Genomic DNA, 12,719 nt, shown 5'->3' with positions numbered 1-12,719 from the left:
AAAAACCCTGGCTTCGGTCGGGGTTTTTATGTTTAGTGGCCTACAAATTGAATCGTTGGTTAAAACCGGAGACATTGTAACCGGCTTGCAAAACTTTTTTATAGGAATCGCTATTTTGCTTTAAAAGAGCATTCGTGTGGTTAAAGTGGATAAAATGGATTTTGGATTTTTCACTTGGAGGTAGGTTTTGAAACAATTCCATGCTTTCTAACACAAAAGGATGAGGGATTTCAGCAATATTTCGTGTATTGATTTCCGGACCATCAAAAAATGTGGCATCCAAAAAAGCGAAATCCACACGTTTTATTTCCTTTACAATATCCTTCTCCCATTTGGACCATTTATCAATATCAGGAATGAACAAAGCCGATTTAGTTGGCCCAATAATTTTATAGCCAACAGTTTCTGAATATTCATCTCGGTGCGGCACAGTAAACGGAACTACCGTCAGGTTTGGGGTAAGCTGGACCTTGGTTTCATTCTGAACAGGAAAAATGTCAATATTGTTTAGTTTGACCAATTGTTCCCATGGTCCATTGGTTTCCAAAAACATTTTCATTCGCGGCATGGCATATACCGGTATGTTTTTTCCACCCAAGGATTCCCTGCCCAAATACATCAAACCGGCATAGTGCCCAATATGAGCATGGGTCATAAAAATCCCATCGGGTGTTTCTTGATTACTTTGAGAACGTTCCTTTAAAAGCTTCAACTGGGATGGCATATCCGGGGTAGCTTCAAAAAGGAAGCTCTTGTCGTTTTTATGGTCCACAACGCCCAAGGAGACCACTTTGCGGGTGTGGTCTGGATTATTGAACAGTTCGGAACAACAAGATTTTTGACACCCAATATGTGGACTGCCTCCGTCTTGAACAGTGCCTAAAATATAAAGTGACACCGAATTTTGTACGGGTTGGGACTGGGCATCATCTTTTTTAGAAGATTTATTTGCGCAAGCTCCCAAGAAGATTACTAATATGAACAAATAGTTTTTCATTTTTATCTTTTTCCAAGTTCAATTACCTCCAGATCACTAATCTTATCCCCATCGATTACAAACCGTAGCATGGTGCGCATTTGGTGGAAGCCATGTTTGCCACAAGCACCGGGGTTCATGTGTAAAAGGTTAAGCTTTTTGTCATGCATCACTTTTAAAATATGGGAGTGACCGCAAATAAAAAGCTTGGGTGGATTATTACGGATTTCTTCTCGTACCCGAACATTGTACCGGTTGGGATAGCCCCCAATGTGCGTAATCCAAACATCCACACCCTCGCACATAAACCTATTGTTTTCCGGGAATTCTTTTTGAATCACATGGTCGTCAATATTGCCATGCACGCCCCGAACAGGTTTTAAAGCTTCCAATTGGTCGGTAACCGAAAGGCTTCCAATATCGCCTGCATGCCAAATTTCATCGGCCTGTGCCGCATATTTTAAAATAGTTTTATCCATGTGGCCGTGAGTATCAGAAAGCAATAAAATCTTGGTCATAACGCTAAAAATATGCTAAAAACTAAGGGGCGGATTTATGTTGGAAAGGATTCAATTATCTTTATCGACCTAAAAGTAAGGGATCCCATTGAGATATTTTATCCAATTTTCTTATTTCGGTAAAGCATACCACGGATGGCAGAACCAACCCAATGCCATAACTGTGCAAGAGGTTTTGGAAAAAGCCTTGTCCACCCTATTGCGGGAAAAAATGGAAGTGGTAGGGGCGGGTAGAACCGATGCCGGAGTGCATGCGAGGCAAATGTTCGCTCATTTTGATTTTGAACCCATCTCCGATATGGATGATTTGGTGTATCGGTTAAATGCTTTTTTGCCCGACGATATTGCGGTGCAGGGAATCCAGCAAGTTGCCGATGGTGCCCATACCCGTTTTGATGCTGTGGAACGCACCTACGAATATTGGTTGGTGAAGGAAAAGGACCCATTTCTTTTTGATCATGCCCATTTTGTGAAGCATACATTGGATTTGGATTTAATGAACGAAGCGGCCAAAATACTATTGGAATACACAGATTTTGAATGTTTTTCCAAATCCAACACCGATGTAAAAACATTCAATTGCGATGTTCGGGAAGCCTATTGGAAAATAGAGGAAAAAAAATGGGTTTTCACCATTACCGCCGACCGGTTTTTACGGAATATGGTGCGTGCCGTAGTAGGCACTTTATTGGATGTAGGCATGGGAAAAATGTTACCCGAGGACATGCGTAAGGTTATAGCGAGTAAAGATAGGGGAGAGGCAGGAGTCTCTGTCCCTGCAAAAGGATTATATTTGACCAAGGTTTCATACCCAAAAGAAGTTTTTGATGAGCAAAAAGGATGAAATAGGAAAAGCGTTTGATTTTCGATTGTTCAAGCGTGTTTTTTCCCGAACTAGACCCTACAGAGGTATCTTTTGGTTGGTGGCCATTGTGGCTGTCTTATCCGCAGCATTTGCCATTGGGATTCCGTTGTTGGTAAAAACCATTATAAATGAATCTTTGGAGAACAAGGATTCTGGACAGCTGCTCAATAATGTCTTGTTCATGTTGATTTTTCTTTTGGGCCAGGTTACAACACAGCTATTGTTCAATTACTTCGCCAACCTGTTGGGAGAATCCGTGATCAAGGATATCCGGGTCAATCTTTTTGAAAAGATGACCAGTTTTAAAATGACATATTTCGACAATTCCTCGATAGGGGTGTTGGTTACAAGAGCGGTTGCGGATATGCAGCGAATTGGTGAAATTTTCAGTCAAGGATTTTTTATGATTGTGGCCGATGCCCTTAAAATGCTATCGGCAGCCATTATTATGGTCGTCATCAATTGGAAATTGGCATTGATCGTATTTGCTATTCTTCCTATCATTTTGATTGCTACGCGACTATTTCAGCAAGCAATGAAAGTAGCTTTTATCGAGGTGCGCGCCCAAGTATCCAATCTGAATTCCTTTGTCCAGGAGCGCATTGCAGGAATGAAGATCGTTCAGTTGTTCAACCGCGAGGAAATTGAAAAAGAAAAGTTTCGAGCCATCAACGAAAAACATCAGAATGCTTGGTTAAAAACAGTATGGTACAATTCCATATTTTTCCCGATAGCAGAAATCTCCAACTCCATTGGTGTTGGTCTGGTAGTATATTTTGGTGTGATTCAGAACATAGAAAATGTAGGGATGGACAATAAAGGAGCTATCGTAGCTTTCTTTTTTCTGATGGATTTGCTTTTCCGACCCTTACGACAGATTGCGGACAAGTTCAATACGCTGCAAATGGGCATGGTTGCGGCCAATCGTGTGTTCAAGATTTTGGACACCGACAGCCATATCGATGATAACGGAACCGTCGACAAAAAAGACGTAAAAGGCGATATTGAATTTAAGAATGTTCATTTTGGTTATGTACCAGATGAAGAAGTGCTCCACGGAATCTCATTTAATGTGAATGCCGGAGAAACTGTGGCCATTGTTGGTGCCACGGGCGCTGGAAAGTCCACGATTATCAATCTCCTCAATCGATTCTACGAAATCAATTCTGGTAAAATATTGGTGGATGATGTATGCTTGGATGATTATACGTTAAAATCTCTTCGTTCCCATATTGCTATAGTTTTACAGGATGTTTTCCTGTTCGCAGATACCATTGCCCATAATATTTCACTTCGCGATGAATCCATTACTGAGCAAGAAATAGAGGCCGCTGCCAAACAAATTGGCGTGCACGAATTTATTTCGAGCTTACCCGGTGGCTATCAATATAACGTAAAGGAGCGTGGAACCATGTTGTCCAGTGGTCAACGTCAACTAATAGCCTTTTTGCGCGCCTATGTGAGCAATCCAAGTATTCTGATTTTAGATGAAGCTACATCTTCCGTGGATACCTATTCCGAGCAGTTGATTCAGCAAGCAACCGACAAGATTACCGAAGGTAGGACCTCAATTATTATTGCCCACCGCTTGGCGACCATTAAAAAAGCCGATAAGATAATTGTAATGGATGCCGGTGAAATTATTGAAATCGGAACACACAAAGAACTTCTAGAAAAAGGCGGGTATTACAATGATTTGTATAATGCTCAGTTCTTGGCCGAGGAAGTGGCGTAATCAGTTTTGCGGTGGAGGCAAAAAATCTTCAAGCCTTATTTCACCTGTCAATAACATAATAACAGGTATTAATATTGAAGTGAATAAATAAAGAGCTCCCAAAATAATATAGAACAGAAGTAATCTGGATATCAGGGGAATACCTTTTGAGCCAGAAATCCTTACCACGATAAATGTGGCATAAACTATCATGGCCAAGGAAGCAATCAAGGAAAATGTTATATAGTGCTCTGGGATAAAAAGAAGTACTAATACTGAAGGAATAAAGCTAAAAAGACTAAAATGGGCAAGAGCATACATGAATATTATCATCCGCTCTGCAAAATTGTATTTCTTTTTATCAAAACATAACCAGCCCGATATGGCCATTATAGGAATGTAAACCAGAAAAATTAAGGCTTGATAATCCAAGATAAAGCCCATAAGTTTCTCCTGATAAACGGTTTGGGCGCCAGTTTCTAAGATATCAAACTCCATAAAATCTATGGACTTTGCCATCAGAAATACGATAATTCCAGAAAGGGTCAATGCAATTCCAATATAGCTAATGGGGTTCAGGTATTTTCTGCGAAGTCCTTGTAAGTAGCCCTCTATGACCACTTCTGGCTTGGTGAACAAATGGACAAAGGTCCTTATAAAAGTGTTGTCGAGATTAAAATATCTCTCTAAGAAATCAACCCACAGATTTTTAATGGTAATTCTGTTACGAATTACTTTTGCGCCACAAGCTGGACAATAAAGAAAATCTGTTCGAAGTCTTGCGTCACAATTTTTGCAGGTCATTGCTCCAAGTCCTTTTTAATGCGTTTGATCAATTCTTCCCTCCCTTTAAAGGGGATAAACTCACCATTTTTAATATAAGATATCGATCCCGTCTCCTCACTTACTACCAAACAGAGGGCGTCAGTTTTTTCGGTAATCCCTACAGCTGCACGGTGTCTCAATCCAAAACGAAGAGGTATGTTACGGTCGTTGGAGACAGGCAAAATCACACGGGTAGCCGTTATAAAATTATCCTGAACAACGATTGCGCCATCATGCAAAGGGCTGTTCTTGAAGAAAATGCTTTCCAATATAGGTTGGGTCACCTTTATGTTCATGGTGTCTCCAGTAGATTTTACAAAATCCATGGAATTGTTTCGTTCTATTACAATCAGTGCTCCCGTTTTAGTAGTACCCATACGTTCGCAGGCCCCAATTATGGCATCAACATCGGTTTTCGTTGAAATAACTTCCTGTTTAAGGAATTTAAAATGTTTGAAAATGTTGCGTTTGGAAGCGAAGTTGGTGGAGCCTATCATCAACAAAAACTTTCGGATTTCTTGTTGGAATACAATAATCAAAGCAATCAGACCAATATTCATGAAACCACCGACCATACTACTGATCATTTTCATTTGAAGGAGCTCCGTAAGTTTCCATAAAGCCCAAACAATCACAATTCCAATAAAAATATTGATCGCCACTGTACCCTTGACCAGCTTGTAAATATAATATAGCAATGCGGCCACGAGGACTATGTCGATGATATCGGTAATCTTAAATTCGAGAAAGTTTAAAAAATCCAACCGCAGCGTTTTTGTAAAATTAGCAAAAATAGAAGAACCCTTGATCAGAGTGCGTTCTCTTTCAAAGCTTCCACAAGTTTAATACATTCTGACGCTTCTTTTGCATCGTGGGCCCGAATAATGTTGGCGCCTTTTAAAAGGGCGACTGTATGGAGTGCTGTGGTGCCGTTCAATGCTTCTTGTGGTGATGACTCCAAAATTTTATACACCATTGACTTTCTGCTTAAACCAATCAAAATGGGCAAACCAAAGGTTTGAAACATATCCAAATGGTTCAGTAGGGTGTAGTTTTGATCCGTAGTCTTGGCAAAGCCAAAGCCTGGGTCAATAATAATGTCATTGATTTTTTTGGAAGTCGTCTCCTTTATTTTTTCTGAAAAATAAAACCTAAGATCATTGATCAAGTTATCATAGGTAGCTTCTTTCTGCATGGATTGTGGCGTACCTTTCATATGCATCATAATATAGGGAACTTGATATTTGGCAATGATGGCAAACATATTTTTATCCAAATTCCCCGCGGCAATATCATTGATGATCGCTGCACCGTGCTCAATGCTTTCCGCGGCAACTTTACTTCGGAATGTGTCGATGGAAATCAAGGTCTCCGGAAATTTTTTCAAGATGAGGTCGATTACAGGAATCATTCTTTGCAATTCTTCATCCTCTGAAACATGGTCTGCACCGGGCCTTGAACTGTAGGCGCCCATATCAATAAAAGTGGCGCCATGGTCGAGCATATATTCAACCTTTGTGAGGATGGAGCTCTCATCCTTATACTTTCCGCCATCAAAAAAAGAGTCGGGAGTAAGGTTGAGAATGCCCATTACTTTGGGCGATATTAGGTCTACGAGTTCACCTTTGCAGTTTATGGTCATAAAAAATATCTGCTTTGTTGGGTTTCATTATCTTTGGCAAAGTGCTTTTAAGCACAAACAAGTTGGACGAAATTTACGCAAATTAGCAACAATACATGCAGCATACTTCCCAACAATACGATGCGGTGATACAGACTTGCCGGGAATTGTTTTTAAAAAAAGCAAAGGATTATGGCACTGCTTGGCGAATCCTGAGGTTACCATCCTTAACAGATCAAATTTTTATAAAGGCACAACGCATTCGTGGTCTACAACAGAACGAGGTGAGGAAAGTGGATGAGGATGAGCGTTCCGAGTTTATCGGGATTATCAATTATTCCATAATGGCACTTATCCAAATCAAAAAAGGGGTTGTGGAACAGCCAGACCTTAATGCCAACGAAGCCATTGCCCTTTATGATGAGGAAGTCGCTATCACCAAAAAATTGATGGAGGATAAAAATCATGATTATGGCGAGGCTTGGCGCGATATGCGGGTTAGTTCGCTGACTGATTTGATTTTGCAAAAGTTGCTAAGAGTAAAACAGATTGAAGACAACCAAGGGGCTACCTTGGTAAGCGAAGGTGTGGACGCCAACTATCAAGATATGGTTAATTATGCGGTTTTCGCACTCATACATTTAAGCAAAGAAGAATGAAATACATTGTTTGGATATCCAGAATGATTGTAGGGGTGTTGTTCATTATCAGTGGATTGATAAAACTGAACGACCCTATGGGCTTTTCTTTCAAACTGGAAGAATATTTTAGCCCCAGCGTTCTTGATTTGACCTTTTTAACGCCATTAGCATTAGGAATTTCCATTTTTGTGGTAATTGTTGAGGTGATTTTGGGCGTGTTGCTGCTTGTGGGCTTTAAACCAAAATTTACCGTTTGGAGCCTTTTGCTCATGATTATCTTCTTTACCTTCCTTACTTTTTATTCGGCCTACTTTAATAAAGTAACGGATTGTGGATGTTTTGGAGACGCTATAAAACTAACGCCATGGGAATCCTTCACCAAAGATGTGATTTTACTGGTGTTTATTTTGATTCTGTTCTTAGGCAGAAAATATGTCACTCCATTGTTTAACCCCAAAACCAACTGGATTGTTGGCGGCGTGGCCCTGTTGGCCTGTATGCTGTTTGCCAATCATGTCTTGGCCCATTTGCCTTCGGTGGATTTTAGGCCCTATAAAATTGGCGCGAATATTCAAGAAGGAATGTCTGTTCCCGAAGGTGCGGCACAACCCATTTATGAATATGCTTGGCGTTTTAAGGTAAACGGAGAAGATAAAATTTATATTACAGAAGGTGATTATCCTTCGATTGATGGAGAATTCATTGATGTGGAAACCACCGAAATTCAAGAAGGATACGAACCGCCCATCCACGATTTTACTATTGAGCAGGAAGGTCAAGATTATGCACCTGAATTGTTGGAAGAAGATAAGTTGGTGATGGTGATTGCTTATGATATGGCAAAAAGTAACTATGAAGCTTTTGAGGAAGTTGCCAAAGTTACCGCCGGAGCAAAACAGAAAGGGTACAAAGTAATTGGAATGTCCGCTTCGAGTAGCGATATGGCCAATAATTTGATAAATACCTACGGCTTGGATTTCGAGTTTTATTTTACCGACGAAACCACCTTAAAGACTATAGTTCGTTCCAATCCAGCGATTTTGGTCCTCAGTAAAGGCACTATTCAACAAAAGGTGCACTATAACGATTTTGACGAACTTACTTTCTAAACATAACACTAAGAAAAACCTAATAACATGAGAACAAAGATTGTAGCAGGAAACTGGAAGATGAACAAGACCCTTAAGGAAACAGAGGAATTGTTAGCGGAGCTTTCCGCCAAACTGCCAGATACCGATGCCGATGTAATTGTAGCGCCTACGTTTGTCAATCTTCAGGCAGCTAAAACTGCACTTCAAGATTCAACAATACAAGTTGCTGCACAAAACATGCACTTTGCAGAAAGTGGAGCATATACTGGAGAGATTTCAGCTGATATGTTACTTAGCTTGGGCGTGGATGTTGTAATTCTTGGACATTCCGAAAGACGCGCTTATTTTGGTGAAGATGATGCCTTGTTGGCAAAAAAGGTAAAGACGGCTATCGAAAAAGATTTAAAGGTTATTTTTTGTTTTGGTGAAGAGTTGGAAGATAGAAAATCCGACAACCACTTTTCCGTCGTGGAAAGCCAATTAAAAAATGCACTTTTTGAATTGGATGCCAGCGCATGGAGCAAAATAGTACTTGCTTATGAGCCTGTTTGGGCTATTGGTACAGGTGAAACTGCCAGTCCAGAGCAAGCTCAGGAAATGCACGCATTCATTAGAAAAACCATTGCCGATGGATTCAATTCATCCATTGCTGATGAGGTTTCCATACTTTACGGAGGAAGTGTAAAACCTGCCAATGCAGCTGAGATTTTTTCTAAGCCAGATGTTGATGGTGGCTTGATTGGTGGAGCTTCTTTGGTGGCTAGTGATTTTACGGATATTATCAAGGCAATTTAAATAATGTCTTTGGTCTACCTCGAATACGATTTTAAGATAACCCCGCTCCAACCCGCAACCGACATTTTGATTGCGGAGTTGGGAGAATTGGGTTTCGAAAGTTTTGTGGAAAACGAAACAGGTCTTTTGGCCTATATCCTTAAATCCGAATGGAAAGAAGATATGTTGGAAGACCTTTTTGTGTTCCAAAATCCAAATTTTGAAATCAGCTGGACCAAGAAGGAGATTGAACAACAGAACTGGAACGCCGAGTGGGAAAAAAACTTTCACCCCATTATTGTTGGTGAAAAATGTATGGTCCGTGCACCATTTCATAAAGCTGTTGATATAGATTACGATATCGTCATAGAACCCAAAATGAGCTTTGGAACAGGGCATCACGAAACTACGCATATGATGTTGCAGCATATTTTGGATAATGATTTTGAAGGAAAATCGGTCTTGGATATGGGCTGCGGAACAGGTGTTTTGGCCATTTTGGCCAAAAAACGGGGTGCTGGTGATGTGGAAGCCATCGATATTGATGAATGGTGCTTTTTGAATACCCAAGAAAATGTCGACCGGAATCACTGTTCGGATATTAAAGCTTATCAAGGGGATAGTAGCTTGTTGGAAGGGAAAAAATATGATATTATATTGGCCAATATCAACCGGAATATTCTTCTGGAGGATATTCCTATTTACGCAAATTGCCTTAAAAAAGGAGGAGCTCTGTTTTTAAGTGGCTTCTATTTAGGGGATTTAGATGCAATTTCTTCAAAATGTGCAGCCTATGGTTTGGAATTTGAAAAAAATCTGGAGAAGAACAACTGGGTTTCAGCAAAATATGTAAATTAGAAAGACGTAAACTCCAATAAATTATGGGCACTAAAGAAAAAGAATTGGAAGATGTCCTTCTGGAAGAAGAGACCGTAAAGGAGCACGAAATAGTTCTATTTAACGATGATGTAAATACTTTTGACCACGTTATAGAAACCCTCATCAAAGTTTGTGAGCATACTCCGGAGCAGGCCGAACAATGCTCCTTGATCGTGCATTATAATGGTAAGTGTACGGTTAAAACAGGTGAGTATTCTATCCTGAAACCAAAATGCAGCAAACTTTTACAAGCTGGATTGAGTGCGGAGATCATGTAATATTTATGTACGTTTATTGGTCCAGTTTCAAAATAATATCTCCATGAATTCTTTGCCTTGAATAAAAATAACTGACAGCCCCATTCTTTTTAAAATTAACCTAAACAAGAAAAAACAACAGTTAACCATCCATTCTGAAAAATGAGCGAATTTTTTAAGGCCGAACTGAAAGATCGTTTTTTGGAATATGCTTTGGAGCGAAGTGATTACTTTGAGACCCAAACCCTTTATGATGAATTTTTGAGACCAAACTACAGTCTGGAATATGTCCAGAAGTTGGTTAAGGAAATTCAGAATCAAGACCCAGAGCTATTGGACGTTATGAGCGGAAACGGGATGGATATATTTATGCTCGCATCTACTCCGAGTACCCAAGATTTTTTGGATGAAGGAGGGTTTATGAATCTCTACGTAAAGGAAGAAGAAAAATGGGATACCTTTTTGGGTCAATTATCCAGTACGCCCAAACTTTCCATAGAAGAAAAGAAGCTGCTTAAGAAGAGGTCTTCCAATTCAAAGCGGGAAAAAATGTTACTTATTGGCCTTATTTCCGCTATATCAGTCAGCTTTTTGTTTACTATTGTCAGTATTTTTAAAGAAACCCTTTTGGAACCGGACTATGTGCCTGCCGATGAGTTTGAACGTAAAATGAACCAATTACGGGACCAATATATTTTGGAAAATGAGAAGCTCCAGTTGGAGCTGAAGGAAGCACAGCGAATATTGGATTCCTTGGAAAAATAAGAGAAAGAAAACGGCAACCTTAAAGTTGCCGTCCTATTTTGATTCATTAATACTATGTTGATTGCTATGGCTTTATCCCAGGCTGTACTATTTTAAAATTGGATTCCGCTTTAGCTTCTTCTACAATTTTCTTTACATCTTCCAATAGTTGCTTGGCATCATAAATAATACCGTCCTTAATGGTGTACTTTACTCCACCAACCCGTTCAATGGTATTGTTCTCTTGTAATTGGATGGCACCTGTTCCATATAAAGCCTTTAGGTTTTCCAACGGGTTTTCTTCGATGATTACAAAATCTGCCAGCTTTCCTACTTTAACGGTTCCTATTTCATCATCCATGCCAAGCGCTTCAGCTCCATTCAATGTGGCAGCCTTGATTACCTCCAATGGATGAAAACCTGCCTCACGCATAAGTTCCATTTCCCTTGGGTAGGCAAAACCGTAAAGTTGATAAATAAACCCGGCATCCGTACCAATGGTAACTCTACCACCTCTGTTTTTATATTCGTTCAAGAAGGTCATCCAAAGTTTATAGTTTTCTTTCCAGTCAATTTCTTGCTCGGTGCCCCAATAATGCCAGTAGGAACCATGTGACTGTCTACTTGGAGCGTAAAATTCCCAAAGGGATGGAAGCGTGTATTCCTCATGCCATTCGGCCCGTCTAGCTCGTTGCAAGTCTCTGTTGGCTTCGTAAATAACCATGGTGGGCGAGATGGAAAAATCCAAGGCAATAAGTTCGTCCATAACCGCATTCCATTTATCTGAAAACGGTTTTGCGGCCTGAGCCCACAATTGACCGGCTTCACCAAACCGATCTTGTTCGTTTTGGTAATTGTAATCCAAAGAATAGTTTTGAACCGTTCTATCGTCGAACATAGCCTCTGGCAATCCGTACCAGTGTTCCATGGAAGTGAGACCAGCTCTGGCACTGTTCAACACGTTCCATCTGCCTACGTACAATTGGGCATGATGGGTTTTGGAGCGAAGCCCTAATTTTTTGTTTTCATCTAAAGCAGCAGTCATTACTTCTGGCAAACCACCTCCAAACTTTATACCATCGGCGCCTTTTTTAGCGTTGGCCCTCACCCATTCCCGAGCAGCTTCAGGAGTAGTAATATCTGCACGGCGACGTTCACCGTTCAAACTGTTGCCAAACCAATTATATGCTTGGATTCTTGGAGCAGTGATTTCGTTTTTGGCACTTTTTTCTTTTTGGTCCAATACCCAATCAATTCCGTTTCCGGCACCTGGGTCACAAATGGTGGTAATACCGTGCCCCATCCATAATTTGTAAACGTATTCAGCAGGAGTTCCTTGCGAAGTACCGCCTATATGGGCATGGGTGTCGACAAATCCTGGGAGCAGGTACATTCCTTCCGCATTGAGTTCTTTTCCGCCGGGTTTTAGTTTGGGTCTTCTATCGGGATTAATGTCCATTCCCGGGAAACCGACCACCTGCACTGAGGCAATGCGGTTGTTTTCTACTACAATATCAACGGGGCCAATAGGAGGAGATAGGGTGCCGTCGATTACAGTAACACCCCGTATAATCAGTTGTGACCATGGGCCTTCACCTTCAGCTCTGGGAGGTGCCTTTTCAATTTGAGCATTGGAATAGAATCCCAGTAGGAAACAAATAGTTAGTAAAGTTTTAGTTTTTAGAGTCTTCATGTAATTGGTTTAGTTGGATTTTTTGATTCAAGTTATTGTTCTTTGATAATCTAACACTCTTCTTGATGAAAATTTAAAGATTTCTAATTTTTCTAAGAAAGAATAAAATTTTAATATGCTA

General features: G+C 40.3%; 14 protein-coding genes. 8 read left to right on the top strand and 6 right to left on the bottom strand.

From position 1 onward, the window contains the following. Positions 1 to 40 precede the first annotated feature (40 nt). Complete coding sequence (locus D2V08_RS13435; RefSeq protein WP_119608676.1) at positions 41 to 997, bottom strand: MBL fold metallo-hydrolase; 957 nt, start codon at positions 995 to 997, stop codon at positions 41 to 43. A 2-nt stretch (positions 998 to 999) separates the two neighbouring features. Next, positions 1,000 to 1,494 (bottom strand): metallophosphoesterase family protein, encoded by a 495-nt coding sequence (locus tag D2V08_RS13430; protein WP_119608675.1) that lies wholly within the window; start codon positions 1,492 to 1,494, stop codon positions 1,000 to 1,002. Between the two features lie 88 nt (positions 1,495 to 1,582). Between D2V08_RS13430 and truA the strand changes: the two genes are divergently transcribed. Together truA and D2V08_RS13420 are read left to right on the top strand one after the other, a co-directional pair. Further along, the gene (gene truA / locus D2V08_RS13425; protein WP_119608674.1) at positions 1,583 to 2,338 is read left to right on the top strand and encodes a tRNA pseudouridine(38-40) synthase TruA; all 756 of its coding nucleotides are present in this window, start codon (positions 1,583 to 1,585) and stop codon (positions 2,336 to 2,338) included. After that, positions 2,322 to 4,094: an ABC transporter ATP-binding protein gene (locus D2V08_RS13420; protein WP_119608673.1), complete on the top strand. Its 1,773-nt coding sequence runs from the start codon at positions 2,322 to 2,324 to the stop codon at positions 4,092 to 4,094. Before truA ends, D2V08_RS13420 begins: the two co-directional genes overlap by 17 nt. Here D2V08_RS13420 and D2V08_RS13415 read toward each other — a convergent pair whose 3' ends face one another. The 3 genes from D2V08_RS13415 to folP are packed head-to-tail and all read right to left on the bottom strand — an operon-like array spanning position 4,095 to position 6,540. Further along, positions 4,095 to 4,877 (bottom strand): DUF3667 domain-containing protein, encoded by a 783-nt coding sequence (locus D2V08_RS13415; RefSeq protein ID WP_119608672.1) that lies wholly within the window; start codon positions 4,875 to 4,877, stop codon positions 4,095 to 4,097. Then, entirely contained in the window at positions 4,874 to 5,662 is a 789-nt protein-coding gene (cdaA, locus tag D2V08_RS13410) for a diadenylate cyclase CdaA (protein ID WP_119608671.1), read from the bottom strand. Before cdaA ends, D2V08_RS13415 begins: the two co-directional genes overlap by 4 nt. A 44-nt stretch (positions 5,663 to 5,706) precedes the next feature. Next, positions 5,707 to 6,540 (bottom strand): dihydropteroate synthase, encoded by an 834-nt coding sequence (gene folP / locus D2V08_RS13405; RefSeq protein WP_119608670.1) that lies wholly within the window; start codon positions 6,538 to 6,540, stop codon positions 5,707 to 5,709. Between the two features lie 95 nt (positions 6,541 to 6,635). Between folP and D2V08_RS13400 the strand changes: the two genes are divergently transcribed. The 6 genes from D2V08_RS13400 to D2V08_RS13375 all read left to right on the top strand — a co-directional run bounded on the left by D2V08_RS13400 (position 6,636) and on the right by D2V08_RS13375 (position 10,926). Further along, entirely contained in the window at positions 6,636 to 7,178 is a 543-nt protein-coding gene (locus D2V08_RS13400; RefSeq protein WP_119608669.1) for a DUF1599 domain-containing protein, read from the top strand. Continuing rightward, positions 7,175 to 8,269 (top strand): BT_3928 family protein, encoded by a 1,095-nt coding sequence (locus tag D2V08_RS13395; protein ID WP_119608668.1) that lies wholly within the window; start codon positions 7,175 to 7,177, stop codon positions 8,267 to 8,269. The genes D2V08_RS13400 and D2V08_RS13395 overlap by 4 nt, the downstream gene beginning before the upstream one ends. A 27-nt stretch (positions 8,270 to 8,296) precedes the next feature. Continuing rightward, positions 8,297 to 9,046 carry a triose-phosphate isomerase gene (tpiA, locus tag D2V08_RS13390; protein ID WP_119608667.1) on the top strand — a complete coding sequence of 250 codons (750 nt, stop codon included), beginning with the start codon at positions 8,297 to 8,299 and terminating at the stop codon, positions 9,044 to 9,046. A 3-nt stretch (positions 9,047 to 9,049) separates the two neighbouring features. Continuing rightward, positions 9,050 to 9,883: a 50S ribosomal protein L11 methyltransferase gene (gene prmA, locus D2V08_RS13385; protein WP_119608666.1), complete on the top strand. Its 834-nt coding sequence runs from the start codon at positions 9,050 to 9,052 to the stop codon at positions 9,881 to 9,883. 23 nt (positions 9,884 to 9,906) lie between these two features. After that, positions 9,907 to 10,182: an ATP-dependent Clp protease adaptor ClpS gene (locus D2V08_RS13380; protein ID WP_119608665.1), complete on the top strand. Its 276-nt coding sequence runs from the start codon at positions 9,907 to 9,909 to the stop codon at positions 10,180 to 10,182. A 141-nt stretch (positions 10,183 to 10,323) separates the two neighbouring features. After that, a complete protein-coding gene (locus D2V08_RS13375) occupies positions 10,324 to 10,926 on the top strand; it encodes a hypothetical protein (protein ID WP_119608664.1) in 603 nt (200 codons plus the stop codon). A 64-nt stretch (positions 10,927 to 10,990) separates the two neighbouring features. Here D2V08_RS13375 and D2V08_RS13370 read toward each other — a convergent pair whose 3' ends face one another. After that, entirely contained in the window at positions 10,991 to 12,598 is a 1,608-nt protein-coding gene (locus D2V08_RS13370; RefSeq protein WP_119608663.1) for an amidohydrolase family protein, read from the bottom strand. Between the last annotated feature and the right edge of the window lie 121 nt (positions 12,599 to 12,719).

Source organism: Flagellimonas lutimaris, assembly GCF_003581615.1.
In the GTDB taxonomy this organism is placed as follows: domain Bacteria; phylum Bacteroidota; class Bacteroidia; order Flavobacteriales; family Flavobacteriaceae; genus Flagellimonas; species Flagellimonas lutimaris.
This window is presented reverse-complemented; position numbering and strand designations above follow the sequence as displayed.

Coding starts and splice junctions, on each gene's coding strand:
- D2V08_RS13435 (WP_119608676.1), bottom strand. CDS start 997: ATGAAAAACTATTTGTTCATATTAGTAATCTTCTTGGGAGCTTGCGCA.
- prmA (WP_119608666.1), top strand. CDS start 9,050: ATGTCTTTGGTCTACCTCGAATACGATTTTAAGATAACCCCGCTCCAA.
- tpiA (WP_119608667.1), top strand. CDS start 8,297: ATGAGAACAAAGATTGTAGCAGGAAACTGGAAGATGAACAAGACCCTT.
- D2V08_RS13370 (WP_119608663.1), bottom strand. CDS start 12,598: ATGAAGACTCTAAAAACTAAAACTTTACTAACTATTTGTTTCCTACTG.
- D2V08_RS13400 (WP_119608669.1), top strand. CDS start 6,636: ATGCAGCATACTTCCCAACAATACGATGCGGTGATACAGACTTGCCGG.
- D2V08_RS13380 (WP_119608665.1), top strand. CDS start 9,907: ATGGGCACTAAAGAAAAAGAATTGGAAGATGTCCTTCTGGAAGAAGAG.
- folP (WP_119608670.1), bottom strand. CDS start 6,540: ATGACCATAAACTGCAAAGGTGAACTCGTAGACCTAATATCGCCCAAA.
- D2V08_RS13420 (WP_119608673.1), top strand. CDS start 2,322: ATGAGCAAAAAGGATGAAATAGGAAAAGCGTTTGATTTTCGATTGTTC.
- D2V08_RS13430 (WP_119608675.1), bottom strand. CDS start 1,494: ATGACCAAGATTTTATTGCTTTCTGATACTCACGGCCACATGGATAAA.
- D2V08_RS13375 (WP_119608664.1), top strand. CDS start 10,324: ATGAGCGAATTTTTTAAGGCCGAACTGAAAGATCGTTTTTTGGAATAT.
- D2V08_RS13415 (WP_119608672.1), bottom strand. CDS start 4,877: ATGACCTGCAAAAATTGTGACGCAAGACTTCGAACAGATTTTCTTTAT.
- D2V08_RS13395 (WP_119608668.1), top strand. CDS start 7,175: ATGAAATACATTGTTTGGATATCCAGAATGATTGTAGGGGTGTTGTTC.